Origin of the sequence: Actibacterium naphthalenivorans (assembly GCF_014196965.1) — a bacterium.
GTDB lineage: Bacteria > Pseudomonadota > Alphaproteobacteria > Rhodobacterales > Rhodobacteraceae > Actibacterium_A > Actibacterium_A naphthalenivorans.
Map to the genome: position 1 here is coordinate 1188824 of NZ_JACIEQ010000001.1, position 26003 is coordinate 1214826.

The 26003-nt window shown below is 64.9% G+C and carries 24 protein-coding genes; 8 read left to right on the top strand and 16 right to left on the bottom strand.

The features are described 5' to 3' along the window. Window positions 1-35: 35 nt before the first annotated feature. From GGR17_RS05935 to leuC, 7 genes are all read right to left on the bottom strand, one after another. Window positions 36-1001, bottom strand: a complete 966-nt coding sequence (locus GGR17_RS05935; protein ID WP_037206883.1) for a DMT family transporter — start codon at window positions 999-1001, stop codon at window positions 36-38. Window positions 1002-1136: 135 nt separating this feature from the next. Then, a complete protein-coding gene (gene leuB, locus GGR17_RS05940) occupies window positions 1137-2243 on the bottom strand; it encodes a 3-isopropylmalate dehydrogenase (RefSeq protein WP_054537722.1) in 1107 nt (368 codons plus the stop codon). 85 nt (window positions 2244-2328) lie between these two features. Further along, the gene (locus GGR17_RS05945; RefSeq protein WP_235974404.1) at window positions 2329-3357 is read right to left on the bottom strand and encodes an endonuclease/exonuclease/phosphatase family protein; all 1029 of its coding nucleotides are present in this window, start codon (window positions 3355-3357) and stop codon (window positions 2329-2331) included. Window positions 3358-3395: 38 nt separating this feature from the next. Beyond that, window positions 3396-4241 (bottom strand): hypothetical protein, encoded by an 846-nt coding sequence (locus GGR17_RS05950; RefSeq protein WP_054537721.1) that lies wholly within the window; start codon window positions 4239-4241, stop codon window positions 3396-3398. A gap of 254 nt (window positions 4242-4495) precedes the next feature. Continuing rightward, window positions 4496-5101 (bottom strand): 3-isopropylmalate dehydratase small subunit, encoded by a 606-nt coding sequence (gene leuD, locus GGR17_RS05955; protein WP_054537720.1) that lies wholly within the window; start codon window positions 5099-5101, stop codon window positions 4496-4498. A gap of 49 nt (window positions 5102-5150) precedes the next feature. Further along, window positions 5151-5663, bottom strand: a complete 513-nt coding sequence (locus GGR17_RS05960) for an HdeD family acid-resistance protein (protein WP_054537719.1) — start codon at window positions 5661-5663, stop codon at window positions 5151-5153. Between the two features lie 39 nt (window positions 5664-5702). After that, window positions 5703-7109, bottom strand: a complete 1407-nt coding sequence (leuC, locus tag GGR17_RS05965) for a 3-isopropylmalate dehydratase large subunit (protein ID WP_054537718.1) — start codon at window positions 7107-7109, stop codon at window positions 5703-5705. Between the two features lie 265 nt (window positions 7110-7374). Between leuC and GGR17_RS05970 the strand changes: the two genes are divergently transcribed. Then, window positions 7375-8679 (top strand): mechanosensitive ion channel family protein, encoded by a 1305-nt coding sequence (locus GGR17_RS05970; RefSeq protein WP_235974405.1) that lies wholly within the window; start codon window positions 7375-7377, stop codon window positions 8677-8679. Here the strand turns inward: GGR17_RS05970 and GGR17_RS05975 are convergent. The 9 genes from GGR17_RS05975 to GGR17_RS06015 all read right to left on the bottom strand — a co-directional run bounded on the left by GGR17_RS05975 (window position 8676) and on the right by GGR17_RS06015 (window position 18603). Beyond that, complete coding sequence (locus tag GGR17_RS05975; RefSeq protein WP_054537716.1) at window positions 8676-10115, bottom strand: alkaline phosphatase family protein; 1440 nt, start codon at window positions 10113-10115, stop codon at window positions 8676-8678. The genes GGR17_RS05970 and GGR17_RS05975 overlap by 4 nt on opposite strands. Then, window positions 10112-11038, bottom strand: a complete 927-nt coding sequence (locus tag GGR17_RS05980) for a sugar phosphate isomerase/epimerase family protein (RefSeq protein ID WP_054537715.1) — start codon at window positions 11036-11038, stop codon at window positions 10112-10114. The genes GGR17_RS05975 and GGR17_RS05980 overlap by 4 nt, the downstream gene beginning before the upstream one ends. Window positions 11039-11054: 16 nt before the next feature. After that, window positions 11055-11933: an ABC transporter permease gene (locus GGR17_RS05985; RefSeq protein ID WP_054537714.1), complete on the bottom strand. Its 879-nt coding sequence runs from the start codon at window positions 11931-11933 to the stop codon at window positions 11055-11057. Continuing rightward, the gene (locus tag GGR17_RS05990; protein ID WP_037211492.1) at window positions 11930-12862 is read right to left on the bottom strand and encodes an ABC transporter permease; all 933 of its coding nucleotides are present in this window, start codon (window positions 12860-12862) and stop codon (window positions 11930-11932) included. The genes GGR17_RS05985 and GGR17_RS05990 overlap by 4 nt, the downstream gene beginning before the upstream one ends. Then, window positions 12862-13818 carry an ABC transporter ATP-binding protein gene (locus tag GGR17_RS05995; protein WP_054537713.1) on the bottom strand — a complete coding sequence of 319 codons (957 nt, stop codon included), beginning with the start codon at window positions 13816-13818 and terminating at the stop codon, window positions 12862-12864. Before GGR17_RS05995 ends, GGR17_RS05990 begins: the two co-directional genes overlap by 1 nt. Next, window positions 13815-14774: an ABC transporter ATP-binding protein gene (locus GGR17_RS06000; protein ID WP_054537712.1), complete on the bottom strand. Its 960-nt coding sequence runs from the start codon at window positions 14772-14774 to the stop codon at window positions 13815-13817. The genes GGR17_RS05995 and GGR17_RS06000 overlap by 4 nt, the downstream gene beginning before the upstream one ends. 56 nt (window positions 14775-14830) lie before the next feature. Beyond that, on the bottom strand, window positions 14831-16405 hold the full coding sequence (locus tag GGR17_RS06005; protein ID WP_054537711.1) for an ABC transporter substrate-binding protein: 1575 nt from the start codon (window positions 16403-16405) through the stop codon (window positions 14831-14833). A gap of 281 nt (window positions 16406-16686) precedes the next feature. After that, window positions 16687-17502: a sugar phosphate isomerase/epimerase family protein gene (locus GGR17_RS06010; RefSeq protein WP_054537710.1), complete on the bottom strand. Its 816-nt coding sequence runs from the start codon at window positions 17500-17502 to the stop codon at window positions 16687-16689. 201 nt (window positions 17503-17703) lie between these two features. Next, the gene (locus GGR17_RS06015; RefSeq protein ID WP_054537709.1) at window positions 17704-18603 is read right to left on the bottom strand and encodes a LysR substrate-binding domain-containing protein; all 900 of its coding nucleotides are present in this window, start codon (window positions 18601-18603) and stop codon (window positions 17704-17706) included. A 254-nt stretch (window positions 18604-18857) separates the two neighbouring features. Here GGR17_RS06015 and GGR17_RS06020 point away from each other — a divergent pair, with 254 nt between their 5' ends. The 7 genes from GGR17_RS06020 to rlmH all read left to right on the top strand — a co-directional run bounded on the left by GGR17_RS06020 (window position 18858) and on the right by rlmH (window position 25956). Then, complete coding sequence (locus tag GGR17_RS06020) at window positions 18858-19784, top strand: ABC transporter permease (RefSeq protein ID WP_054537708.1); 927 nt, start codon at window positions 18858-18860, stop codon at window positions 19782-19784. Window positions 19785-19787: 3 nt separating this feature from the next. After that, window positions 19788-20681 (top strand): ABC transporter permease, encoded by an 894-nt coding sequence (locus tag GGR17_RS06025; RefSeq protein WP_054537707.1) that lies wholly within the window; start codon window positions 19788-19790, stop codon window positions 20679-20681. Between the two features lie 58 nt (window positions 20682-20739). Beyond that, on the top strand, window positions 20740-22293 hold the full coding sequence (locus GGR17_RS06030; RefSeq protein ID WP_054537706.1) for an ABC transporter substrate-binding protein: 1554 nt from the start codon (window positions 20740-20742) through the stop codon (window positions 22291-22293). A 63-nt stretch (window positions 22294-22356) separates the two neighbouring features. Next, entirely contained in the window at window positions 22357-23220 is an 864-nt protein-coding gene (locus GGR17_RS06035; RefSeq protein ID WP_054537705.1) for a metallophosphoesterase family protein, read from the top strand. Between the two features lie 3 nt (window positions 23221-23223). Next, window positions 23224-24951, top strand: a complete 1728-nt coding sequence (locus GGR17_RS06040; protein ID WP_054537704.1) for an ABC transporter ATP-binding protein — start codon at window positions 23224-23226, stop codon at window positions 24949-24951. Window positions 24952-25119: 168 nt separating this feature from the next. Next, window positions 25120-25485 carry a ribosome silencing factor gene (gene rsfS / locus GGR17_RS06045; protein WP_037203516.1) on the top strand — a complete coding sequence of 122 codons (366 nt, stop codon included), beginning with the start codon at window positions 25120-25122 and terminating at the stop codon, window positions 25483-25485. Beyond that, a complete protein-coding gene (gene rlmH / locus GGR17_RS06050; RefSeq protein ID WP_037203517.1) occupies window positions 25486-25956 on the top strand; it encodes a 23S rRNA (pseudouridine(1915)-N(3))-methyltransferase RlmH in 471 nt (156 codons plus the stop codon). The last annotated feature ends 47 nt before the right edge of the window (window positions 25957-26003 follow it).

The window sequence follows — 26003 nt, forward strand, 5'->3', positions numbered from 1 at the left end:
CGCGCGGTTTGACAAGCCCCCGCGCGCAGTCAGGCTCAAACCGGTTTGCGCCACAGCTTCTGCAATGCGCGGACCCGCGGCAACGGGCCGCTGGCAAAGCGGCTGCGGGTGTTCAGAACCGGCGAGTTCTCGGAGGTCGCGCCGGTGTCTTCGCGGAACACGATGTAGATGCCGCTGCAGATCACGATCGCCGCGCCGATGGCGGTGTTCATGTCCGGATATTCCGAAAAGAACAGCGCCCCGAAGATCACCGCCCAGATGATCTGGGAATATTGCATCGGCGCCACCACCACGGCGCTTCCCGCGCGATAGGCCGTGATCTGCAGAAGCGTCGCCAGGAAAACCAGCAGGGCCATCACCCCGAATCCACCCAGATCGACCAGTTCCACCGGCACATAGACGAAGGGCAGGATACAGGCCATCACCAGGAAATTCGCCACCATCGGATAAAGCAGCAGCACGACGCTGCGCTCTTCGTTGCCGATCTTGCGCACGATGACCGAGCCCAGCGCCGAAAACATCGCCGCCGACAGGGCCGCCAGATGACCGGCGGTCAGGGGGGTGGAGCCCGGCTGCAACACCACCATGACCCCGATCAGCCCCACCACGATGGCCCCGCCGCGACGCCAGCCGACCGTTTCACCCAGAATGGGAATCGCCAGCAACGTGATCATCAGCGGCGCGGCGAAGAGGATTGCATAAGTCTCTGCCAGCGGCAGGGTCGAGAAGGCATAGAAGACGGAAAGCGAACCGATCACCGCCGATGCGGTGCGCAGCGCTGTCCACCACGGGCGGCGCGGCTGCAGGTTGCCGTCGGTCCGGTCGCGGATCAGCATGATTGTGACGATGGGAAACCCGAACAGGACCGAAAAGAACACGATCTGGAACGCCGAATATTGCGCGCCCAGCAGCTTTACGATCACGTCGTGGCTGGAAAATACGGCAAATGCCAGAAGTGAGACAAGTGCACCACGGGTGTTCGACGGGTTTGCGGCTGGCATGGGCATTCCTGTTTTTTGCCTGTAACACGGTAGGCGGAAACGCAAACGGCGCAAGGCGGCCACCCTGCACCGTGCGTGAAAATACGCGCCGCGGCGCAGAAAGTTCCGCGCCGCCGGCGATTTGCCCGCTCTGACCTACAAAGAGGCGTCCAGCGCCGCGATCACCGCATCGCCCATGTCCGACGTGCTGGCGGGGGCGGTATCGCCGGCCTGCATCAGGTCGGCGGTGCGCACGCCATCGGCCAGCACCATTTCCACCGCCCGCTCCAGCCGCGTCGCCTCTTCGCCCTGATCGAAGGAATAGCGCAGCGCCATGGCGAAGCTCAGGATACAGGCACAGGGGTTGGCCTTGCCCTGGCCGGCAATGTCGGGGGCCGAGCCATGCACCGGCTCGTAGAGCGCCTTGGGGCGGCCGTTCGCCATCGGCGCGCCGAGGCTGGCAGAGGGCAGCATCCCCAGGCTGCCGGTCAGCATCGCGGCGGCGTCCGACAGCAGATCGCCGAACAGGTTATCGGTGACGATCACGTCAAACTGCTTGGGCGCGCGGACAAGCTGCATCGCGCCGGCGTCGGCATACATGTGGCTCAACTCGACATCGGGGTATTCCGCGTCATGCACCTCCTGCACCACGTCGCGCCACAGGATGCCGCTTTCCATCACATTGGCCTTTTCCATCGAGCAGACCTTGTTGCCACGCTTGCGGGCCAGCTCGAACGCCGACCGCGCCACCCGCGCGATCTCGCTCTCGGTGTAGCGCTGGGTGTTGATGCCCACACGCTCGTTGCCTTCCTTGATGATCCCGCGCGGCTCGCCGAAATAGATACCGCTGGTCAGCTCGCGCACGATCATGATGTCGAGCCCGGCGACGATGTCCTTTTTCAGCGAAGAGAAATCGGCCAGCGCGTCGAAACACTGCGCCGGGCGCAGGTTGGCGTAAAGGTCCATCTCCTTACGCAGGCGCAGCAGCCCGCGCTCGGGCTTCACGCTGAAATCAAGACTGTCGTACTTCGGGCCGCCCACGGCCCCCAGAAGCACCGCGTCGGCCTCTTGCGCCTTCGCCATCGTCTCGTCGGTCAGGGGGGTGCCGTGCACGTCATAGGCGGCGCCGCCCACAAGATCCTCGCTGACATCAAACTTCAGGCCGCGCCGCGCGTCGAACCAGCCGATGATCTTGCGCACCTCGGCCATGACTTCGGGGCCGATACCATCACCGGGCAGGATGAGAAGGGAAGGGTTGCTCATCGTCTTGTTTTCCTCACTTCAAGGGGTTGCCATCGCCTATCGGGTTGGTCAGGAGGGGTCAAGACGGATGGGCCGCGCGCCCGCCTCAGCCCCCCGGCGCCAGATCGACCCAGACAAGACGGTGGCGCGAGGCGGCAAGCGCCGCTTCATGCCCTTCCGCGCCCGGCGCGGGCCAGAACACACCCGCCCCCGCAACCGTCAGATCCGCCGAGGGCAGCACATAATCGACCCGCAGATTGCCCGGCCCGGCGTCGTCCCAGTCGGCGGTGTCCAGCGCCGGGTCGCCCTGATGCGCGGCATTCGCCGCCGCCGCACCGCCGGCACTGCGCGGTACCGGGTCCTGCAGACGCGGATCAGACAGAAAAGCGGCCATCGCCGCGCTCCGCCCGTCGCCATCGGCCGGGTCAAGATTGGCATCGCCCAACACGACGAACCCGCGCCCCGGCGGGGGGGCGCCGGGCAGCGCGCCATCCAGATACCGCGCCCAGAGGCGCAGCTCGTCGCGATTGCGCAGGCCGTTGCGGTCTTCCGGCCCGTCAAAGACCGGCGGCGTGGCGTGAAACGCCAGCAGATGCAGGGTCCGTTCACCAACCCGCACCGGCACGTCCCAGTGCCCGACCGACGAGAGGCGTTGAACCGCGTAGAGCGCCGCGCCGGGAAACAGCGTGCCGTCTGCCCGCGGCAGTTCCGCCCCCGGCAGATCGGCCCAGAGCAACCCCGAGAAATCGCGCACGCCACCCGTTTCGACCGGATAGCGCGACAGCACCGCCATGCCCCCCTGCCCCGGATAGCGGCCAAAACCCTGGGCATCGCGCGCGCCGTCGGTGCGTCCATCGCCGTCATGATCCAATCCGGTGCGCTGCCCGGAATTGGGCCGCAGCGCAAAGCGGAACGGATAATCGGCCCCGGCGCGGGACAGGGCGCCCGCCAGTGCCGCCAGCGTGACCCCGCCATGATCATAGTCGATCCCCTGCAACAGCACGATATCAGGGTCCGTCCGCACGATAACCTGCAGCACGGCTGAAACCTGTTCGTCCTTGCCCGACAGGATATCGCGCAGCAACAGGCCCGGCCCCTTGCGTGACAATTCGGTGTTGTAGGTGGCAATCCGCAACGGCTCTGCCCACAAGGGCACGGCCAGAAGACAGGCGATCAGGCCGGCTGCAAGGCGGGCTCTTGCTCCTGACCTTCGAGATCGGCCCGGCGGCGCTGTTCGCGGATCAGCTGCACGATCCGCTGCAGGGCAATGCCGCGCATGAAGAGGCTGGCGGGAAGAAGGGCCCATGCAGACACCGTCCAGATCAGGGTTTGATGGTTTTCCAGTGTGACCGGCTCGAAAAAGATCGAATAGGCCGTGACAAGCGCCGGAAAGAGAAACGGCATGAGAAAGCCCAAGGCAACATTGAAACGGGCGTCGCGGGTCAGGCGGGCCACCACATCGCCGCCGGCGGTCGGATCGAAGGTGGGCAGGTTGACCCAGACATTGAACGATCCGCTGCGGACGGGCCAGCGATTGATGCGAATGACGATCCACAGGATCGCCAGCGCCATGATCGAGATGAGATAGGCCATCCCCGCCGCCATGCGGACCAGCATCAGATGGGCCGGGTCGGCCCCTTCGGGCAGCATCATCACGATCAGCCGCACCGGGCTGTAGGGGAAATCGAGCACATGGCCGATCAGATAGCCGATGGCGCGCACGAATTCCGTCAGCGTTGTCTGTTCGGTCTGGCCGCGGCAGATCAGCGACAGCAGCGCGACAGTCACGAACATCGACAAGAAACGCACCCGGTTGAAGGGCGGCGCATCGCGGAACTCGACGATACCGGGATAGGTGGCGGAATATTCGAACAGCGTCAGCGCCCCGGCGAAAATGGCGACGAGTGCGACGATCTGGGCCGCGTCGGAGGAAACCGAAGGCAATACGAGAGAGGGCGTCGCGATGAATAACACCACGGCGAATGCACGCGCAACGGCCCCTGCCCATTGTCCGATCACTGCTCTCGTTCCCCAACCTGGCCAGACCCGGTACGATGCCGCGCCCTTGTTCCGTGTGGTCCCCGCACATTGTGGCGGGCTGCCTCAAATTTGCCCAATTTTTGCCTACTTTCACTGAAGTCAGCAAGACATTGTTAATATTAACGAATCTTTTCTGGCAATTTCGTGGAGAAACTGTCGCAGCTTTGCATCATTTCACGAAATGAAAAGGGCCGCCATAGATGGCGACCCAAGATGTTGTATATGCGCCGATTTCAGACCCAAGGCCGCTGGGTTTGCATTGTGGCCTCGAAGCTTTCGATCGCGGCCGCCTTTTCCAAGGTCAGACCGATATCGTCCAGTCCGTTCATAAGGCAATGCCTGCGGAACGGATCCACGTCGAAGGTGAAAACCTCTCCGTCCGAGGTGGTGATGGTCTGCGCGTCCAGATCGACCGTCATCCGGGCATTCTCGCCCTTCTCGGCGTCCTTCATCAGGATATCGACCTGCTCCTGCGGCAGCGCGATCGGCAGAATGCCGTTCTTGAAACAGTTGTTGTAGAAGATATCGGCGAAACTGGTCGCGATGACGCAGCGGATGCCGAAATCAAGCAAGGCCCAGGGCGCGTGTTCGCGGCTGGAACCGCAGCCGAAATTATCGCCACTCACCAGGATTTCCGCGTTGCGATAGGCGGGTTTGTTCAGCACGAAATCGGGGATTTCGTTGCGGTCGTCGTCATAGCGCATTTCGTCGAACAGATTCACACCGAGCCCGGTGCGCTTGATCGTTTTCAGAAACTGCTTGGGGATCAGCATGTCGGTATCGACATTGATCAGCGGCAGGGGCGCGGCAACGCCGGTGAGTTTTTCGAACTTGTCCATTTTGTCTCCGTTTCTGCGGCGGGCATCGGCCCGTGCCGCATCGGGTCATTCACAATTTTCGGGCGATCAGGCCGAAGGCGATAAAGCCCAGCCCGTCAGCGATCAGGTCAATCCCAAGCAGGATACCCAAAAGCTGGGTTCCCGCCGCCTGGACATCCGAGAAGATCAGCACACCGATCAGAAAGGTCACCGCGCCGGAAAGCAGCAGCAGCCAGAAAACCGGTGTGTCTCTCATCATCCAGGCCAGGAACAGCCGGAAGATCCCCATCACCAGAAGCAGGATACCGAGAACAAGCGTCAGAGAGATCGCCCCCGCCACCGGGTTGAAGAGCAGCGAGATGCCCAGCAGCAAGGCAAGCAGCCCGACAAGCCCGGTCCAGACCCGCCCGTCACCCGCGTCGGAGCGAAACGCGACAAGCAGCTGCACGATGCCGCTCAGCACGAACAGCGCGCCCACCAGGATATCCACGGCAAGCGTTGCCGCGAAAGGGTTTGCGAGGGCGAGAACGCCGCCCGCGATGAGCAGAATGCCGAAAAGCAGCCAAATGAGCCAGATCTTCATCAGAGTATCCAATTTCCGCGATTGAGATTCCGTGACAGCTTACATCACTTCCCGCACATCGGTCAGGTGTCCCGTGATCGCCGCTGCCGCCGCCATGGCGGGGCTCAGCAGATGGGTCCGGCCGCCGCGGCCCTGCCGCCCTTCGAAGTTGCGGTTGGACGTGGCCGCGCAGCGCTCGCCCGGCTGCAACTGATCGGGGTTCATCGCCAGGCACATCGAACAGCCCGCAAGGCGCCATTCGAAGCCCGCGTCGATGAAGATCTGCGCCAGACCCTCTTCCTCGGCCTGCGCGCGCACAAGACCCGAGCCGGGCACGACCATCGCGCGCATCCCGTCCTTGATCTTCTTGCCCTTCAGGATCGCGGCCGCGGCGCGCAGATCCTCGATCCGGCCATTGGTGCAGGACCCGATGAACACGGTGTCGATCTTGATATCGGTCAGCGGCATGCCGGGGGTCAGGCCCATGTATTCGAGCGAACGCTTGGCCGCCTCGACCTTGCCGCCGGTGAAATCCTCTGGCGCGGGCACGGTTCCGGAGATCGGCAGAACATCCTCGGGCGAGGTGCCCCAGGTGACGACCGGCGCGATATCCTCGCCCCTGATCGTGAGCACCTTGTCGAAATGCGCGCCTTCGTCGGTGTAGAGCGTCTTCCACCAGGCCAGCGCGGCCTCCCACTGGGCGCCTTTCGGCGCATGCGGGCGGCCCTTCACGTATTCGAAGGTCTTTTCGTCGGGCGCGATCAGGCCGGCGCGGGCGCCGCCCTCGATCGCCATGTTGCACACGGTCATGCGGCCTTCCATCGAAAGGTCACGGATCGCCTCGCCGCAATACTCGATGACATAGCCGGTGCCGCCGGCGGTGCCGGTTTCACCGATCACCGCCAGGGTGATATCCTTGGCGGTGACACCGGGGCGCAGCTTGCCGGTGATCTCGACCTTCATGTTCTTCGATTTCTTCTGGATCAGCGTCTGGGTGGCCAGCACATGCTCCACCTCTGACGTGCCGATGCCATGGGCCAGCGCGCCGAACGCGCCATGGGTGGCGGTGTGGCTGTCGCCGCAGACCACGGTCATGCCCGGCAAGGTCCAGCCCTGTTCGGGGCCGACGATATGCACGATGCCCTGGCGCACGTCATCCACGGGGTAATAGTTGATGCCGAAATCCTTGGCGTTCTTGTCGAGCGCCTCGACCTGAATGCGGCTTTCGGGGTTGGAGATGCCGTTCACACGGTCCAGCGTGGTGGGCACGTTGTGATCGGGCACGGCGATCGTCTTGTCCGGCGCGTGCACCGTGCGGCCCGCCATCCGCAGACCTTCAAAGGCCTGCGGGCTGGTCACTTCGTGCACCAGATGGCGGTCGATATACAGAAGGCAAGTGCCATCCTCGGCCTCATGGGCCAGATGGGCATCCCAGATTTTGTCATAGAGTGTCTTCGGGGCGGTCATGATGGTCCTCTCCCGCGGAATTTGTCAGTGATCAGTGAAAACGGAAACGGGTGCCGGCCTCATAGGCCCGCACGCACCGTCAGCGTCGCACCGAAGAACCGCCAGGGCAGCCGCGCGCGATCGTCCATATCGAAAATCCGTTTCATGAGCGCTCAGATACTCCTTCGGCCCGAGTCTATCAAGGGCGCACACTTGCCGCGCTGTTTGCGCCGGTGCATGTTACGTTTCCGGGCCGATGGATTTGGGGACGTATACGGTATCACAGATGGATCAGTTGGAGTCCCTCTTCTCTCAGGCCCGGAATTTCGGGCTAAGCCTGACAACGCCCGGCTGGCGGCTCTATCAGATCGGCATCATCCTTGGCCTGTTCCTTGTGGCCCAGATTGCCACCTGGGTTCTCGGCCCCCGCCTGCGCGACAGGATGCGCACGCTCGAGGGCTGGCCGAAATGGCGCCTGCGCACGCTGCTGGTGCTGCACAAACGGCTGCGGCTGATCCTCTTCGTCGCGCTGGCCTGGTGCACCGTGTGGTTCATGCGCGAGGTCACCTGGCCCTCGCGCAGCTATCTGATCGGGCTCGCGGCAACGCTTGCCACCGCCTGGCTGTTCGTCGGCCTTGCCGCGCGGCTGGTGCGAAACCGCTTTTTGCGCCGGATGGTGACGTGGGGCCTGTGGATCTATGTCACCCTCTATTTCCTCGGCCTGACCGAAGAGGTCGGCAGCTTCCTTGACGGGTTCGCCATCGCCTTTGGCGATTTCCGCCTGTCGGCACTGGCGGTGCTGAAGGCGCTGGTCGTCACCGGAATCCTCTTCACCCTCGCGCGGCTGATCTCGCAGACCACCTCGGCGCGGATCCAGACCAACGAGGATATCTCGCCCTCGATGCGGGTGCTGGCGGTGAAGCTGCTTCAGGTCACGCTCTACGGCGCGGCCTTCTTCATCGGGCTCAAGGCGGTCGGGTTCGACCTGACGGGGCTGGCGGTACTGTCGGGCGCGATCGGCGTCGGGCTTGGCTTCGGCCTGCAGAAAGTCGTGTCGAACCTCGTGTCGGGGGTGATCATCCTCCTCGACAAGTCAATCAAGCCCGGTGACGTCATCAGCCTTGGCGACACGTTCGGCTGGATCAACTCTCTGGGTGCGCGCTACGTGTCGGTGGTGACGCGGGACGGCAAGGAATACCTGATCCCGAACGAGGATCTGATCACCAGCCAGGTGGTCAACTGGTCGCACACCAATGATTTCGTGCGGCTGGATATCTATTTCGGCACCGCCTATTCCGACGACCCCCACAAGGTGCGCGCGATCGCGATCGAGGCCGCGCAAAGCGTGGGCCGGGTTCTGAACTCCCGCCCGCCGGTGTGCCATATCGTGGGCTTCGGCGACAGCTCGGTCGATTACATCCTGCGGTTCTGGATCACCGACCCCACCGGCGGCCTGACCAATGTGCGCGGCGCCGTCTATCTGGCGCTTTGGGACGCGTTCAAGGAGCACGGCATCTCCATCCCCTTCCCGCAGCGCGAGGTGAAGGTGCTGGAGGGCAGCCGCCTGCACACCACCGCCGCGCCCGATTAGACCCGGCCGCCCCGATCCAGATACACCCGCCCGCCGATCGCCCTGCGGTGCAGCCGCTGCGCGAACGCCCCGCTGGCCGCATCCGCCACATCGTCGGTGGCGGCTTCGGCCTCGGGCGTAAACAGCGGCAGCACGCGGCCATCGGCCTGATACCCCACGCCCAGCAGCGACAGGACCGTCGGCGCGATGTCGATCAGCCCGGCCGGCGTCATGTCAACAGCGCCGCGGCGCCCGTCGGGCACGTCGCAGATCAGAACCGTGTTCATCTCATGCCGGTTCAAACCGCCATGCATCCCGCCGCCCAGCGGCACGCCGGCGGTATAGGCGCCCCTGCCGGGCAAGCCGTGGGCGTCCGCGCCCTCGTCCGAGCGCATGACGTAGTAAAGCTCGGGACAGCGTTCATGGGTGTGATGCACCAAAGACATCGGCAGCGCGCCCGGGATGGCACTGGCAAGATCGTCGCGGGCGAACACCATGCCGATATCATCCGATCCCATCAGCCATTGCGCCGCCGCGCCGGGCAGGGCCGGATCATCGCTCAGCATCCGCAGCTCGCCCATGTTGCCACGGGTGATCGCGATGCGGGTGTCCTTGTCAGGCCGGTGATGGGCGGGCAGGCCCGCCGCGTTCATCTGCGCGCCCAGATCGACCTCTTTGGTGGTGCTGATCTGGCCGTGATCCGACATGGCGATGATCGCCGTGCGCGCGCCGCCCGGGCCGGAGCGGATGTGATCCACCAGCATGCCGAACACCGCATCGGCTGCCGCCATCACCGCGCGCGACTGCTCGGAACCGATCTGGCAATAGTGGAACGAGGTATCGGGCTCGGGCAGCCAGACCAGCGACACATCCGGTTGATCCTCTCCCAGCGCCAAGCCTCGGAGCACACGCCCGGCGTAATCAACCACGTCGAATTTCGGCACATCCATCGCCGGCAGACCGCCACACAGCGCAATGCCGCGCGCCACGGCTTCGGGTGTCTGGGTCGCGGCCTCGCCATGCACCGAAAAGGTCCAGTGGCCATTGCGCGCCACATCGTGGTTGATCAGAAACGCCGCCCCGGCCGAACCGCAATGCACCGCCCCCATCCGCTTGCCCTGCGCGGCCAGCGCCTGGCCCAGGCTCTGCGTTGTGACGATCGCGTCCAGCCGTTCGCGCATCAGCGCCAGATGCGCGAAATCCGACGTGTCGATCGGCGCGCCGGGCAACAGGCCGGGCATGTGAAAGGCATTGTTGATGATGCCGTGCCGGCCCGGCCATGCCCCGGTGGCGGTGCTGGTCGTCGCCACCCGCGTGACCGACGGAAAGACCGAACGCGCCTCGCGGAACCACAGGTTTTCCGCCGCGAACGCCTCCAGCCGCGGCATCCTTCCGGCGATCATGTCGGGGCGCAGGCCATCGAAGACGATGATGACGATCTTGTCGGCGGCGCTCATGCCTGAACCTCGTTCACGATCTGGCTGAAACCCTGCGCGGCGCGCAGCGTCTGCGCCTCGGCATGGGCCAGGAAATTGCGCTTGATCTCGATCACCACGCGGGTGCCCTGCCGCACCGGAAGCCGCGCCGCCAGCGCCTCGAAATCGACCGCGCCAAAACCAGCCGGCGCGTGCATGTCGCCCACGCCGAAGAAATGCCGCTCGCCCTCATGAGTCCAGGGAAAGGTGGACGGCAGGCCGGTGCTGTCGGAAAAATGGATATGCCCGATCCACGGGGCCAGCGCGGCGCAGGCGCCGATCATATCGAACCCCCAGAGCACCGCGCCCTGCTGCGCATGGCTGATGTCGAGACAGGCCATCACCGCATCATGGTTCAGCCGGTCAAGCTGTTGCGCAAGCAATCTCGGGTCCAGCGAATAGGAGGTCTCCTCGCCCGCGATCACCCGCCGGTTGGGAGAGATATTCTCATACGCGATCTGCACGCCCAGTGCGGCGGCGCGGTCGGCCACGGGGCCAAGCTGTTCCAGCTCGAACTGGTAAAGCTGCGCCTGGCAATCCACCCAATCCTTCGGATGCACCCGGCCGGGATGGATGACGACGGCTTTCGCGCCGACCTCCGCCGCGAGTTCCAGCGATACGATCGCGGCGCGCTGCATCAGCCCCGCGTGATCCTCGTCCATCAGGTTGATGGCGATGGGCGCGTGCATGGAATAGGCCAGATCATGCGCCGCCATGATCTGCCGCAGCGCCGCCACCCGGTCGGGGATCAGACGGCAGGCGATGACGGCGTCAAGCCCGACAGCGGTGATTTCGGCCCCGGTACAGCCGATCTCCTCCATATGCGCCAGGCGCGCGGGGAGGCGCGTCAGATCGCCCTCGGCCCCGCCGGTGTTGAAGCCTGTTGCGATGATACGGTCTGTCATGCTCTGTTCTCCAGGGTCAGTTTTCCAGCGACGGGTCCAGCCGCGCGCGCAGCCAGTCGCCCAGCACCGACATCGACAGCGTGGTGAAAAAGATCACCGCGCCGGGAATGACGGCCAGCCACCAGGCGTTGATCAGGTAATCCCGCCCCTCGCCCAGCATCTGCCCCAGCGAGGTCATCGGCGGGCGGATGCCAAGGCCCAGAAAGCTGAGCGAGGTCTCGAACAGGATGGTGTTGGGAAAGTTGATGGTGAGCTGCACCAGAAGCGGCCCCGAGATATTGGGCAGCACATGGCGCAGATAGATCCAGCGCGGCTTCGCCCCCAGCCCGCGCACCGCCAGCGCATAGCCCTGTTCGCGCGCGCCAAGCACGAGGCCACGGGTGACGCGGGCATAGGCCTCCCACCCGTAAAGCCCCATGATCAGAATGAAGATGAGCATCGAATTGCCCATGAACGCCAGGATCGCCAGCGCGATGATGAACCAGGGCATCGCGGCCTGAAAATCGACCAGCGTCATGATCGCCTCGTCCAGCAAGCCGCCACGGTGCGCGGCGAAAAACCCCAGGGCGATGCCCAGAACCGCCCCGATGCAGGTGCCCAGCAGCGCCAGCAGCATCGAGGTCTGCGCGCCGATCAGCAGCCGTGAAAAGAGATCGCGGCCCAGCTTGTCGGTGCCCAGCGGGTGGCGCCAGTCGGCCCCTTCCAGCGGCAGCGGCGGCGTCATGCGGTTCATCAGGTCGATATGCTCGAACGCATAGGGCTGGATCAGCTGCGCGAAGATCATCACCACAAACATCAGCGCCATGAAACCCATGGCCAGCGCCACCACCAAGGGCACCCCGCCCGGGATCCGCCAGCGCCGCCGGGCGGCAAGGGGCCTGTCAATCACACTCATCGCTGTCTTGCCCCCGCTCCGACCCGGACCCGAGGATCCAGCCAGCCATACACCAGATCGACGATCACGTTGGCGCTGACCATGGTGAAGGCCAGCACGATCATGATGCATTGCACCACCGCCAGATCGCGCGTCGCCACCGCGTTGGTCAGCAGCCGCCCGATACCGGGCCAGGCAAATACGGTTTCGGTGACCACCGCCCAGCCCAGCATCTCGCCCACCTTCAGCCCCAGGATCGTGACCACGGGCACAGAGGCATTGGGCAGCGCGTGCAGACCCACCCGGCGCGCCGGCCCGGCACCCTTGGAGCGGGCCGTGCGCATATAGGGCTTCGACAGCACGTCGATCATCGAAGATCGTGTGTAGCGCGCGATCTGGGCGGCGAAACCGGTGCCCAGCGTCAGCGCCGGCATGATCAGATGCCACCATGTGCCCGAGCCGGAAGAGGGCAGCCAGCGCAGTTGCAGCGAAAAGATCAGGATCAACAGGATACCGAGGAAAAAATTGGGCATGGAAAAACCGAACACCGCCAGCCCCATGACCGTGCGGTCAAGCCAGCTGTCGCGGTAGAGGGCCGCCAGCACGCCCAGCGGCACGCCCAGCAACAGCGCGATCGCGATGGCCGTGCCGCCCAGCAGCGCCGTTTTCGGCACCCTGTCGCGGACAAGCTGAAACGCATCCTGATTGTTGCGGAAGGAAATGCCGAAGTCGCCATGCGCAAGGCCCCGCAGATAGCTGACATACTGATCCCACAGCGGCGCATCCAGCCCCCAGAGCGTGCGATAGAAATCACGGGTCGCCTGATCAATGTCATCGGGCAGCAGCACGTCGGTGGGGTCGCCCGAAAGTCGCAGCACGAAGAACACGAACGTCACGACCAGCCACATGGTCAGCACCGCGCGCAGGCTCTTGATTGTCACCCAGCGCATCAGCCGATCTCCTCTGCCCGGTGGCAGGCGGCGCGGCGGCCGCCGAAATCGCGCAGCGCCGGCGGCTCTGTCTTGCATATGTCGGCGGCGAAGGGGCAGCGCGGATGGAACCGGCACCCGGTCGGCGGGCTGGCCGGGTTCGGCGGGTCGCCGATCCGCGCCGCCGTCTCGCGCCGGCGGGCCGGGTCGGGGCGTGGCACCGCATCCAGCAGTGCGCGGGAATAGGGGTGTAGCGGGCCGGCATAAAACGTGCCGCGCGGCGCTTCTTCGACAATCCGCCCCAGATACATCACCGCGATCCGGTCAGAGATATGGCGCACCACGCCAAGATCGTGGCTGACGAAGACATAGGAAAGCCCCCGGTCGCGCTGCAGATCCTCCAGCAGGTTGACGATCTGCGCCTGAATAGACACGTCCAGCGCCGACACAGGCTCGTCCAGCACCAGCAGTTCGGGCCCGAGCGCCAGCGCGCGGGCGATCACCACGCGCTGCAACTGCCCGCCCGACATCTCATGCGGATAGCGCCCGGCCAGCGCACCCGACAGGCCCACGGCGCGCAGCGCATCGGCGGCGGCCTCGGGCGGCAGGCCATGGATGCGCAGCGGCTCTTCGACCTGCGCGCGCACCCGCAGGCGCGGGTCCAGCGCGCCGGCCGCATCCTGATAGACCATCTGCATCCGCCGGCGCAGCCCGCGCCATTGGGCATCCGATACGTTCAGGCTGTCTTCGCCGCCGATCCGAACGCTGCCGCCATCGGCCTCGATCAGGCCCAGCAACAGCTTGGCCAGCGTCGATTTCCCGCAGCCCGATTCCCCGACGATGCCCAGCGTCTCGCCCTGCGCCAGCGTCAGGTCCACCCCCTCCACGGCAAAGAAGCGGCGGGGGCGGCGCAACAGCCCGCCGCGCCGCGACTGATAGGATTTCGTAAGCCCCCGCGCCTGAAGGATCACGCTCATGCCGCCGCCTCCCGCACCGGGTGGTGGCAGGCGACACTGCCGGTCAGGGCCGGATCGGCCTGTTCGCAAAGCCCGCTGCGGTGCGGGCAGCGCGGCGCGAAGGCACAGCCGGGCGGCAGCGCGTCGATCGGCGGGACCACGCCGTCGATGCTGGCCAGCCGGGCGCGGTCGGCATCGGGGCGCGGCAGCGCGTTCAGCAGGCCCGAGGTATAGGGATGGCGCGGCGCGGCAAAGATCGGCCCCACCGCCCGGCTTTCCACCGCACGGCCGGCATACATCACCACCACCCGATCGGCCGATTGCGCCACGAGGCCAAGATCATGGGTGACGAACAGCACCCCCATCCCCAGCGTATCGCGCAGATCGCCGATCAGATCGAGGATCTGCGCCTGAAGCGTCACGTCCAGCGCGGTTGTCGCCTCGTCGGCGATCAGCAGCTTGGGGTCGCCGGCGATGGCCAGCGCGATCATCGCGCGCTGGTTCATGCCGCCGGAAAACTGATGCGGATATTCGCGGGCGCGCCGTTCGGGCGCGGGCAGCCCGACACGGCCCAGCAGGCGCACCGCCTCGGCCCGGCACTCGGCGCGGGTACCGCCCTTGCGCAGGCGTACCGCCTCTGCGATCTGCCAGCCGATGGTGCGCACCGGGTTCAGCCCGCCGGTGGCATCCTGAAACACGCTGGCCATGCCGCTGCGCCGCAACGCGCGGGCCTGGTCTGCCGGCAGCGGCACAAGATCCTGCCCCTGAAACCGGACCTGCCCGGCGCTGACATATCCGCGCCGGGGCAGCAGCCCGCCGATGGCAAGGCAGGTCATCGACTTGCCGCAGCCGGATTCGCCCACCAGCGCAACGGTCTCTCCCGCCTCGACACACAGCGAGACATCGAGCACGGGCCGAACCGCGCCCCCCTTGGGGCGCGCGATCGTCACTTCGATATTTTCAACGGAAAGCAGCATGGTTTTTTTGATGTGGAGGCAGAGGCCGGCGCAATGTGCGCCAGCCTCTGCCCGCCTCAGTTCCCTGCGCCGAACTGAAGGTTGTACGGGCGCAGATCCATGTAGTAGAGGCCGTAAGGCTTCCACCCGATGTCCTTGCGCATCGCATAGGTCTCCAGCGGGTTGTAAAGCATGGTGCCCGGCGCCTCATCCATCCAGATGTCCAGCGCGTCGCGATAGGCCTGCTTGCGCACGTCCCAGTCGGTCGAGGATACCATCACGTCCTGCAGCTCGTTGAACCGGGCCGGCGCGTCCCAGGCGCGGTCGGCATCCTGCTTGTTCTTCTGGATACCGCTGTCCTTGCCCCATTGCGGCACGAAAGAACCCAGCGGGTCGGGCATGCGGTGGGTGTTGGACCAGGGGCGGATATGCACCGGCTGATCGGCATCGGTCACCTGGCTCCAGTTTTCCACCGGCTGCAGGGTCACGTTCAGGCCGACCTCTTTCCACATCTGCTGCATCGCCTGCGCCGCTTCCATCGACAGCAGGTAATAGTTCATCGGCAGCTTGTAGATGATCTCTTCGCCGTCATACCCGGCTTCCTTCAGCAGGGCCTTGGCCTTTTCCGGATCATAGGCGAATTCGGGATAATCCTTGATCCACATCGTATAGGCCGGAAGCTGATGGCCGTTGGGCGTGTAGTTCTTGTTGTCCCACAGCGCCTCGCGCAGCAGCGGGCGGTTGATGGCCAGCGAAAGCGCCTGGCGCACGCGCTTGTCTTCCAGCGGGCCCTTGGTGAAGAAGACCAGCATATGGGTGTTGTCCAGCACGATCTGCTCGACCTTCAGATCGTCATAGCTTTCAATCGTCGCGATCTGATCCGGCGGGATGTTGACCGAAATGTCATATTCGCCCGACACCAGCCCCGCGATCCGGGCAGAGGTTTCCGGCACCTCGACGAATGTCACCGATTTGGCGGTCGGCTTGCCGCCGAAGTAATCGTCATGCGAGACGAGGCGGATGTATTCTCCGTCAACCCATTCGTCCATTTTATACGGGCCCGTGCCGATCGGCTTGCGCGCGAAGGCATCCTTGCCGACGGTCAGGTAGTTCTTGGCGTTTACCACCCAGAACGCGTAGCCGGCCAGCCGCTGTTCCAGCAGCACGTCGGGCTCTTTCGACACGATGCGCACGGTGTATTTGTCTACCGGCTCTACATGGCTGATGGTCAGCATGAAGCGGCGCGCCGCGCCGATCAGCGGGGCATAGCCGTGGCCGCGGCCCGGGTTGAACGAAAACACGATGTCGTCCGATGTCAGCTCGGAGCCATCGTGAAAGGTCACGCCTTCGCGCAGTTTGAGTTCCAGCGTGCGGTCGTCGATGCGCGTCCAGCTTTCGGCCAAGCCCGGCACCAGCTTGGAGGCCGTGCCGGAGCCGTCGGCCAGGAAATCCCGGCGGATCAGGCTGTCGAACATCGAATAGGTGATGCGCACGGCCACATTGCCCATCTCCTCGATCCCTTCGAGGCTGTCGGGCAGGTTGTTCACGGCCACGGTCAGATCGGGCCTCGTGTCTTCCTGGGCGTGGGCGCCGGCCGACACGGCCAGCGACAGCGCAGCGGCTGCAACGCCCTTGAGCAGTTGTTTCAGCATTCGTCGGATCCCTTTGTCTGGATGACAGCGCCGGAGTGGCGGCGCAGCACGTCAAGACAGGTGACCGCCACCCACGACACAGCCGTTAACAAAAGGTGATTTTTTTGAATCGCATTTGTGGGGCTTTCATGACTGTGGATAAGAAAACCGATTGAAAACAGAGGGTTGAAATCCAGCGCGCCCCGAAAGGTGTTTTCTCCGCCGGCGCAGCGCCGCGCCGCGTTCGGGCGCCGCGGGGGAAAACCCGGCCGCAAAGCCCGCTTTCGCGCCGCTCGGCTGCGTTACTGGCCCAGCCCCTCGCGCTGAATGAATTCCATCGACGCGGGAATGCCGGCCTTGTCGCGCAACTCCAGCAGTAACCGTGGCCTGACCTCCAGCTTTTCCAGCGCCCTGAAGATCGAATGCCAGCGGATCTTGCCCTCGCCGATGGCCCAGTGACGGTCCGCATAGCCATCAGCATCCTGCAGATGCACGTGGTTCAGCATCTCGCCGGCCGATTTCACATAGTAATCCACCGGCGGCGCGCCGTTGCAGGTATGCGCATAAAAGGCGTGGCCCGTGTCGATCGACAGGCGGATCGCGTCGGAATCGAAACTGTTGGCCAGATGCCGGCGGTCGATCGGGTCCACGTCCTCGATATTCTCGATCACCAGAACCACGCCCTGATCCTCCGCCCGTTTCACCACGCCGCCGATGGTCGCGTGGGTGTTTTCGATCAGCGTCGCGCGGGCATCTTCGTTATTGTCGAAATTATTGTGGTCCCAGGTCGTATAGGGTGAATGGATCACCATCTGCGTCGCGCCGACGGCATCACAGACGTCCAGCGCCTGATCCATGCGCTTGGCCACGACGGCGCGCACCTCCGGATCTTTGCTGTGGATGGTGAAGCCCCAGAACGGCCCGTGAATGCCCAGCCGCCCGGTATGGCCGTCAAGCTGCCGCAGGGCCTCGTCGACCAGCGGCTGCCAGTCGCTGTTCAGAACGGCGGCGTCGAAAAAGCTCTGAAGTTCCAGATCGCGCTGCGCCTCCAGCAGCCAGTCGCGATACTGCGCAAGATCGGCAACACCCAATGCGGCGCCGATGGTAGGTACGGACATCTTTGAAACCCTCGAAGTTGAAAATCCCCATCGGCACACAATCGCCCGCCAAGGTAATGGTTGAGCAAAACCCGCGTGACGTCTTTGAAAAGGCTTTGAGCGTTAACTGTAACAGGCGCCGATTTGTGCTGATCCGCGAGAAATGCGAGCCTGTTCAGGCCGAACCAGCCATTTTCCCGCACCGGGGGTCAGCGCAGACCGCTACGCCATCTGCCAATCCGCGGCCCGAAACCTTTCGCATTCGGCCTCTGCGATTGTCATGAATTCGGCCACCAGATGGCTGCGTTCCGCGGCAAGCGAAAACACGACTTCCCTATGCGTGGCCGGGCAGTCGCTCAGCCGGATGCGCGCCACCCCGTCCTGGCGGCCGGTGCAGTAGCGCCACATGAAACCGATGCCAAGGCCGTTGACCACTGCCTCATACACGCCGTCGCGGGTGTCGAGCGTCAGGAACGGCTGCGGCTTCAGCCCGGCCCGGTGAAAGCTGCGGTCCACCACGCGCTGGGTTGATGATCCGCGCGAACGGAAGATCAGCGGATAGCCGATCAGATCGGCGCTGCGCATCGTGCCCGCACTCGGAAAGGCCGGCGCGAGAGGGGCGATCGCCACCACCTCGTTCTCCACCAGAACCGCTTGGGCAAAGCGGCCGTCCTCGGCCACGTCGGGCAGAATGCCGACATCGACAGATCGGGTCAGAACCGCGCGCACGATCTGATCATGCGACCCGCTTTCGATTTTCAGCGTCACCCGCGGATGACGCTTGTGAAAGGCGGCGACAACCGCCATGCCCGGCATCGTGTTGCCCAGCCCGACCGACAGCCGCCCATGCTCCAGCGAGGAATGGCGGGTCAGCAGCCGTTCTGCCTCGTCCCCCTCGATCGAAATGCGCTCGGCCACTTCGGAGAGTTCATGGCACAACGGCGTCGGCACCAGCGCGCCACGTTCGCGCGTGAACAGGCGCACGCCATAACCCGCCTCCAGTTCGCGAATCTGCTGTGACACGGTGGGCTGCGACACCCCCAGTTGCCGCGCCGCGGCGGCGTAGGATCCGGCCTCTGCCACGGTTTTGACCGTTCGCAGGCGGGAAAGGGTCAGTGACATGCGGCGCCTCAAGGCAAACCCTTGTTCGACTCAAAGCCTACCCTTGCCCTGTTACAGCAATGTCACAGCACCGCCACACCCTGAGCATGCAAACGGCCCGATGAAGGCTGTGACGCAAACAACGCGATCCGCAATCATCAGCACATACCTCCGGCCCCGCCGCGAGGCGCCGGAGATCTCATGCCCGTCAGAACAGAGACTATTTCCGCCAAAAACCTGCGAACTACCCGGAACATGTGCGGCGGTGCCCCGGCATGATCATGTTTGCGCTGCGCACGGTTCTGAAAATGGCGATCACCCTGTTCGTGATCATCACGCTTGTCTTTTTCGCCACGCGGCTGTCGGGCAATCCGATCGACATCGTGGTCGGCGAGGGGCTGACCCAGGAAGACCGCGCGGTGCTGACCGCCTATTTCGGGCTCGATGCCCCGGTGTGGGAGCAGTACCTGCGCTATCTGCGCTCGATCCTGGCCGGCGAGTTCGGCATTTCCTTTCTGGAACGCCGCCCGGTGTCGCAGATCGTAGCCGAGCGCATCGGCCCGTCGCTTCAGCTTTTGGCCAGTTCGCTGGCGCTGACGCTGGCGGTCGCGGTGCCGCTTGGCATTGCCGCCGCGCTCTACCGTAAATCCTGGATCGGCAGCGCGGTGATGATCGTGGCGTTTCTGGGTTATGCAGTGCCGAATTTCGTGCTGGCGATCTTCATGATCCTGATCTTCGCCTTCACGCTGAACTGGCTGCCGGTGGTGGGCAACGGCTCGCCATGGCATTTCGTGATGCCGACCATCGCCATGTCCGGCGTCCTGATCGCGGCGCTGACCCGGTTCACCCGCAACGCGATGCTGGATGTGCTGGGGCAGGATTATATGCGCACGGCGCGGGCCAAGGGCCTGCCCGAACATGTCGTCATCTTCAAGCACGGGCTCAAGAACGCCGGGGTCACCATCCTGTCGGTGCTCGGGCTGCAGATCGCCGGGATGGCCGCGTCGGGAAACGTGGTGATCGAAGCGATCTTTTCATGGCCGGGGATTGGCGACCTGCTGGTCCGTTCGGCGATCATGCGGGACTATCCGGTGCTTCAGTTCGGGGTGATTTCCGTCGCGCTGGCGGTGGTGGTGATCAACGCGGTGGTCGATATCGCCTATGCCTGGGCCGATCCGCGTATCCGGCTGGCGGGGGGCTGAGACATGGTTTCCATCACCCCCACCCCACGAACCTCGCCGCTGCTGCAGGCGCTGCGTGGCCATTGGGCCGCCGCCAACGGCATTCAACGCGTTGCTATTGTGCTGGGATTGAGCCTGATCGCACTGGCCGCGCTGGCGCCTCTCATCGCGCCCTTCGATCCTGTCGATCAAAGCCTGATCTCGCGCCTGCGCCCGCCGATCGGGTTCGCACGCTACAAAAGCGGGTTCTATCTGGGCACCGACGAGCTGGGCCGCGATGTGCTGTCGCGCTGCCTTTACGGGCTGCGCCTGACACTGTCGCTCGCGCTGGCCGGGGCCTGTATCGGCCTGCTCACCGGCGCCAGCCTGGGGCTGACGGCGGGGATACGGCGCGGCTGGGTCGAGAATCTGGTGATGGCGGCGGTCGATATCCAGATCGCGGTGCCCTTCACCCTGATCGCGCTGCTGATTCTGGCGATCTTCGGCTCCAGCCTTCAGGTCATGGTTCTGGTTCTTGGCGTCTATGGATGGGAACAATATGCCCGCATCGTCCGCGCCGAGGTGCGCAAGATCGCCGAGATGCCGTTTATCGAGGCCGCCCGCGCCGCCGGCGCGTCGCGCGGGCATATCGCGCGCAACCATATCCTGCCCAATATCGTGTCGCCGCTGGTGGTGCAGTTCACACTGTCCGTGTCGAACATCGTGATCCTGGAATCGACCCTGTCGTTCCTTGGCCTCGGGGTACAGCCGCCCACCGCCACGCTGGGGTCAATGGTGGGCGTCGGGCGCGACTATATGCCGACCGCGCCATGGATCGTGATCGCGCCCGCAGCGATGATTCTGCTTGTCACCTTCGCCGTGCAGATCCTGGGCGACTGGATGCGCGACCGCGCCGATGTCCGACTGCGCGAGAGATGAAACATCAACAAGAGGCGTCAACGCCCGCCCGCCCCCCTCAGACAGATGGAGATATCACATGCTGAGACTGCTTCTATCCACCGCCCTTGCCACCGGCCTTGCCGTTACCGCGCAGGCCCAGGAAATCACCGTGGGCGCCGCCAACGTGTCGTCCTACCTCGACCCTGGCCGCGACCATTCCAACGTCGGCTCGCAATTCTACTACAACGCGTTCGACACGCTGATCGGCAAGAATCATGACGTGATCGGCGCCGAATGGCGCCCGGCCCTGGCCACCGAGTGGCAGCTCGTCGAACCGAAAGTGATGGAGCTGAAGCTGCGTCAGGGCGTGACGTTCCACAACGGCGAAGAGATGACGGCGGATGATGTCGTGTTTTCGCTGAACCGCATGTATCAGGCCACGTTTGCGCCCTATCTGGTACGCTCGCGCGACCGGCTGGGCAATTTCACCGGCGCCGAAAAGGTGGATGACTATACCGTCCGCATCACGGTCGAAAAGGAAGAGCCGCTGTGGGAAACCCTGCTGAACCTGCAGCAGGTCATGATCATCCCCGAAGAATACACCAAGGCGCTGGCCGGTGATCCGACGGTCGCCGAAGACAGCGATTTCGAAGCCTTCTCGCTGGCGCCGGTGGGCACCGGCCCCTATCGCGTGTCCGAATTCGTGCCGGGCGAGCGGGTGGTTTATGAGCGCTTCGACGGCTTCTGGGGCGAACCCGCGCCGCTGGCCAGGGCCACCGTGCGGCACATCCCGGAAACCGCGTCGCGCCTGACCGCGCTGAAGACCGGCGAGGCCGATATCGTTACCAACATCGCCCCCGATCAGCTTGCCCTGATCGAAAGCGATGACAGCCTGCGCGCCGTCGGCAGCGCCACGCCGCTGTTTCATGTGATGATCATGAACATGAACCATCCCAAGCTGCGCGATCCGCGCATCCGTCAGGCGATGAGCCTCGCGATCGACCGCGACACGCTGAACGAGGCGCTGTGGCTGGGCAAGGCCGTGGTTCCGTCGAGCCACACGCTGGCCGAATATGGCGATCTCTACATGCCCGAGCTGAAAACCTTCGAATACAATCCCGAAAAGGCCCGCCAGCTTTTGCAGGAGGCCGGCTATGACGGGTTCGAGATCACCTTCGACACGCACCCGGTTTACTACACCAACGGCCTGCTTGCCGCCCAGGCGATCACCGAAATGTGGGCCGAAGTCGGCCTGAAAGGCCGTGTCGACGTCGCCGAAATGTGGTCAGGTAACGACCCCGAGATGATGGCGCGCAACTGGTCGAACCCGATGTATTTCGCCGACCCGTTCGGATCGTTCGGCGTGATGTGGGCGCCGGGCGGCCCGTCGCAATCCGAGGGCCGGTTCAACACCGATGCCGAATATGCCGAGATCTGGGAACGGTTCCGCTTTTCCAAGGATGTGGCCGCGCGCAAGGCCGCCTATGCCGAACTGATGGAGCGTATCCGGCAGGACCCGCCCGTGCTGCCGCTTTATCGCCCCTATGAAAGCTGGGCGATGAAGAAGAACGTCAACTGGGCGCCGAAGCCCGGGCACATTCCCTATGTGCTCGATTTCCGCGCCGGCTCGATCTCTTTCTCGGACAGCTGACCCCATGAAAACGGCGGCGCGCCGATCGGCGCGCCGCCTCTTTTACGCCGAAAGAGTGCCTGCATGACCCTTCGCATCGCCATTGTCGCCGATATTCACCACGGCGCCCCCTCTGCCACCAAACGCGGCGATGCCGCCCTGGGCCTGATGGCCGAATTCGCCCTTTTCACGGCCGATGCCAAGCCCGATCTGGTACTCGATCTGGGCGACCGGATTTCCGATATCGACCGTGATACCGACCTGCGGCTGGAACGCGAGGTCGCCGATGCCTTCCGCGCCATCACCGCGCCGGTCTTACACCTCAACGGCAACCATGACCGCGATCACCTGAGCGTGGCCGAGAACGCCGAGATTCTGGGCCAGGTGCTGGATCATCAGACGCTGGACCTGAACGGCTGGCGGCTGGCGCTGTGGCGCGCCGACAGCAAGATCGCGCGCGGGCCCGATCACCACGGGTTCATCCTGCGCGAGGCCGATCTGTTGTGGCTCGCGCGCACCGCGCAGGCGGCGGACCGGCCGATGCTGGTGGTCAGCCACGTACCGGTTTCAGGCCACGCCCAGACCGGCAACTATTACTTCGAGCGCAACCCGGCCGCATCGACCTATCCTATGGCCGACCGCGCCCGCGCGGCAATCGCCCAGGCGCGCCAGCCGGTCGCCTGCCTGTCGGGCCATGTACACTGGAACACGGTTACCCAGGTCGATGGCATTCCGCATCTGACGCAGCAATCGCTGACCGAAAGCTTCACCACCCAAGGCGAGCCCGCCGCCGCCTGGGGCCTGATGGAGCTGGGCGAGACCCTGCGCTGGCAGGTCTTCGGGCGCGACCCGTTTCAGGCGGTGCTGACCCCCGCCGCCCGCCGCTGGACCCCGCCGCTGCCGCCCTTTGGCGAACACGCGGGCCTGCGCCCCCGCAAGGAGACGTGAAAGATGAGCCTGCCCGTTCTGTCGATCCGTGATCTGAAGGTGCGCTTTGGCGCGCATGAGGCCGTCAAGGGCATAAGCTTTGACATCGCGGCGGGGGAGACCCTTGCGCTGGTCGGTGAATCCGGCTCGGGAAAATCGGCCACCGCGCTGTCGATCCTGCGGCTGATCGAGCGCGAGGGCGGGCGGATCGCGGGCGGCAGCATCACCCTGTCCGGTACCCCGCCGCTGGAGCTGACGTCCCTGCCCGAACCGGCGTTGCAACGGGTGCGCGGCAACCGCATCTCGATGATCTTTCAAGAGCCCATGACCTCGCTCAATCCGGTGATGAATGTCGGCAGCCAGCTTGCCGAAGTGTTCGTGCGCCATCAGGCGATGACCCATCGGCAGGCACTGGAGGCCGCGCGCGCGGGTCTGGAAAAGGTGCGCATCCCCGACCCCGCCCGGCGGCTGGGGCAATATCCGCATGAGCTTTCGGGCGGGCTGCGGCAGCGGGTGATGATCGCCATGGCACTGGCCTGCCGGCCCGAACTGCTGATCGCCGATGAACCCTCGACCGCGCTGGATGTGACGACGCAGGCCGAAATCCTGCATCTGATCCGCGCGCTGCAGGCCGATATCGGCATGGCGGTGCTGTTCATCACCCATGACATGGGCGTGGTGGCGGAGATGGCCGATCATGTGGTGGTGATGAAACATGGGCAGGTGGTTGAAGAGGCCGCCGCCGCCACGCTGTTCGCCCGGCCATGCGCCGACTACTCCCGGCGGCTGATGGCCGCGACGCCGAGGCTCGGCGCCGGATCGCCCGCCCCGATCCCCCGGCCCGAACCGGTGCTCGAGGTGCGCAATCTCAGCACCCGGTTCGCGTCCAGGCAGGGTCTGTTCAACCGTAAAGGCGCCGGTGTGCTGGCGGTGCGCGACGTGTCGCTGACGCTCGGGCGCGGCGAAACGCTGGGTCTTGTCGGCGAATCCGGTTGTGGCAAATCAACGCTTGCACGATCAATCCTGCGGCTGATCGAACCTTCGGCCGGCGAGGTGCGGATCATGGGCGCCGACATCACCGCCCTGACGGGCGAGGCGCTGCGGCCGATGCGCCGGGCGGCGCAGATGATCTTTCAGGATCCCTATGCCAGCCTGAACCCGCGCCACGCGGTGCGCGATCTGGTGACCGAACCGGCCCGGCTGCACGGCCTCGCCAGCGCCGCCGACCGGCGCGATCTGGCCGTGTCGCTGGTCGAGCGCGTCGGGCTGGAGGCCGATGCGGTGGATCGGTTCCCGCATCAGTTTTCCGGCGGTCAACGTCAGCGGCTGTGCATCGCCCGCGCCCTTTCGGTGCGCCCCGGCCTGATCATCGCCGACGAGCCTGTCTCGGCGCTGGACGTCTCGATCGCCCGGCAGGTGACCGACCTGATGCTGGATCTGCAGCGCGCCGATGACATGTCGTTCCTGTTCATCTCGCATGATATCGCGGTGGTGGAACGGGTCAGCCATCGCATCGCGGTGATGTATGGCGGCCAGATCGTCGAGATGGGACCAAGCCAGCAGGTGCTGCGGAACCCGCGCCACAGCTATACCCGCCGTCTTCTTGCCGCGGTTCTGTCGCCCGATCCGGCCCGGCGCCGGGCGGGCGCTGCGCCGGGCGCCCCCCTGCCCGGGGCGCGTGCGCCGGAGGCCGAACCGGCCGCGCTGCACGAGGCCGCGCCGGGCCATTTCGTCCGGCCCGAGGCGGCCTGAGCCGGGCCAGGTGTTACATTCGGCGCGTGTCAGTTGAGATTGGCCCCTTGCGATGCTATCTTAGGAGGGTGCCCGGCGCCGGGGCCTTGACGGCGTGCTGAGAAGGAGGACAATGATCTGTCCCATCATGCAGACGCGGTGCATGTATCAACCGCAACGGACCTGCCAATGACGCAGCTCCCCTTTGATGTTTCAAGCGAAGATCTGCTTGAACGCATTCTTGCCTCTCTCGATGACGACAAAGCGGAAGACATCGTGACGATCGACCTGCGCGGCAAATCCGCGATGGCCGATTACATGGTCATCTGCTCGGGCCGTTCGACCCGCCAGGTCGCCTCGATCGCAGAGAAGCTGACCGACCGGCTGAAACAGGATCTTGGCCGTTCTTCCAAGGTGGAAGGCAAGGATCAGGGCGATTGGGTTCTGATCGACACGGGCGATGTGATCGTCCATGTGTTCCGCCCGGAAGTACGCGAGTTCTATCAGCTTGAAAAGATGTGGATGCCCACCGGGGCCGCTGCTTCCAAGGTCTGAATGCGCGTACATATCTGCGCTGTCGGCCGCCTTCGGGCGGGGCCTGAAGCTGCGCTGATCAAAGACTATGCCACCCGGTTCGACCGGACCGGGCGCGCGCTGGGGCTTGGCCCGCTGACCGTTCATGAGGTCGAAGACCGCAAGGGCGGCGGCATGGCGGCCGAGGCGGCGCTGCTGGATCGCGCGATTCCCGCCGGCGCGCTGCTCTGCACGCTGGATGAGCGTGGCAAGCTGATGTCCTCTCCCGATTTTGCCGACATGCTGGCGCGCTGGCGCGATGACGGGCGCGGCGATCTGGCCTTCGTGATCGGCGGGGCCGACGGCATCGACCCGGCGCTGCGGGCGCGGGCCGACAGCAGCCTTTCGTTCGGACAGATGGTCTGGCCGCATATGCTGGCCCGCGTGATGCTGACCGAACAGCTTTACCGGGCGGCGTCGATTCTGGCGGGGGCGCCCTATCACCGGGCCTGAACCACCCGCAAATTCGCGCCTGCCGGGGCCCTCGCAGGTTGTCCTTC

What these genes read in the sequence shown, in the direction of transcription:
- GGR17_RS05935 (WP_037206883.1), bottom strand. Translation starts at nt 1,001, where the DNA reads ATGCCAGCCGCAAACCCGTCGAACACCCGTGGTGCACTTGTCTCACTT.
- leuB (WP_054537722.1), bottom strand. Translation starts at nt 2,243, where the DNA reads ATGAGCAACCCTTCCCTTCTCATCCTGCCCGGTGATGGTATCGGCCCC.
- leuD (WP_054537720.1), bottom strand. Translation starts at nt 5,101, where the DNA reads ATGGACAAGTTCGAAAAACTCACCGGCGTTGCCGCGCCCCTGCCGCTG.
- GGR17_RS05960 (WP_054537719.1), bottom strand. Translation starts at nt 5,663, where the DNA reads ATGAAGATCTGGCTCATTTGGCTGCTTTTCGGCATTCTGCTCATCGCG.
- leuC (WP_054537718.1), bottom strand. Translation starts at nt 7,109, where the DNA reads ATGACCGCCCCGAAGACACTCTATGACAAAATCTGGGATGCCCATCTG.
- GGR17_RS05970 (WP_235974405.1), top strand. Translation starts at nt 7,375, where the DNA reads ATGGATCAGTTGGAGTCCCTCTTCTCTCAGGCCCGGAATTTCGGGCTA.
- GGR17_RS05975 (WP_054537716.1), bottom strand. Translation starts at nt 10,115, where the DNA reads ATGAGCGCCGCCGACAAGATCGTCATCATCGTCTTCGATGGCCTGCGC.
- GGR17_RS05980 (WP_054537715.1), bottom strand. Translation starts at nt 11,038, where the DNA reads ATGACAGACCGTATCATCGCAACAGGCTTCAACACCGGCGGGGCCGAG.
- GGR17_RS05985 (WP_054537714.1), bottom strand. Translation starts at nt 11,933, where the DNA reads ATGAGTGTGATTGACAGGCCCCTTGCCGCCCGGCGGCGCTGGCGGATC.
- GGR17_RS05990 (WP_037211492.1), bottom strand. Translation starts at nt 12,862, where the DNA reads ATGCGCTGGGTGACAATCAAGAGCCTGCGCGCGGTGCTGACCATGTGG.
- GGR17_RS05995 (WP_054537713.1), bottom strand. Translation starts at nt 13,818, where the DNA reads ATGAGCGTGATCCTTCAGGCGCGGGGGCTTACGAAATCCTATCAGTCG.
- GGR17_RS06000 (WP_054537712.1), bottom strand. Translation starts at nt 14,774, where the DNA reads ATGCTGCTTTCCGTTGAAAATATCGAAGTGACGATCGCGCGCCCCAAG.
- GGR17_RS06005 (WP_054537711.1), bottom strand. Translation starts at nt 16,405, where the DNA reads ATGCTGAAACAACTGCTCAAGGGCGTTGCAGCCGCTGCGCTGTCGCTG.
- GGR17_RS06010 (WP_054537710.1), bottom strand. Translation starts at nt 17,502, where the DNA reads ATGTCCGTACCTACCATCGGCGCCGCATTGGGTGTTGCCGATCTTGCG.
- GGR17_RS06015 (WP_054537709.1), bottom strand. Translation starts at nt 18,603, where the DNA reads ATGTCACTGACCCTTTCCCGCCTGCGAACGGTCAAAACCGTGGCAGAG.
- GGR17_RS06020 (WP_054537708.1), top strand. Translation starts at nt 18,858, where the DNA reads ATGATCATGTTTGCGCTGCGCACGGTTCTGAAAATGGCGATCACCCTG.
- GGR17_RS06025 (WP_054537707.1), top strand. Translation starts at nt 19,788, where the DNA reads ATGGTTTCCATCACCCCCACCCCACGAACCTCGCCGCTGCTGCAGGCG.
- GGR17_RS06030 (WP_054537706.1), top strand. Translation starts at nt 20,740, where the DNA reads ATGCTGAGACTGCTTCTATCCACCGCCCTTGCCACCGGCCTTGCCGTT.
- GGR17_RS06035 (WP_054537705.1), top strand. Translation starts at nt 22,357, where the DNA reads ATGACCCTTCGCATCGCCATTGTCGCCGATATTCACCACGGCGCCCCC.
- GGR17_RS06040 (WP_054537704.1), top strand. Translation starts at nt 23,224, where the DNA reads ATGAGCCTGCCCGTTCTGTCGATCCGTGATCTGAAGGTGCGCTTTGGC.
- rsfS (WP_037203516.1), top strand. Translation starts at nt 25,120, where the DNA reads ATGACGCAGCTCCCCTTTGATGTTTCAAGCGAAGATCTGCTTGAACGC.
- rlmH (WP_037203517.1), top strand. Translation starts at nt 25,486, where the DNA reads ATGCGCGTACATATCTGCGCTGTCGGCCGCCTTCGGGCGGGGCCTGAA.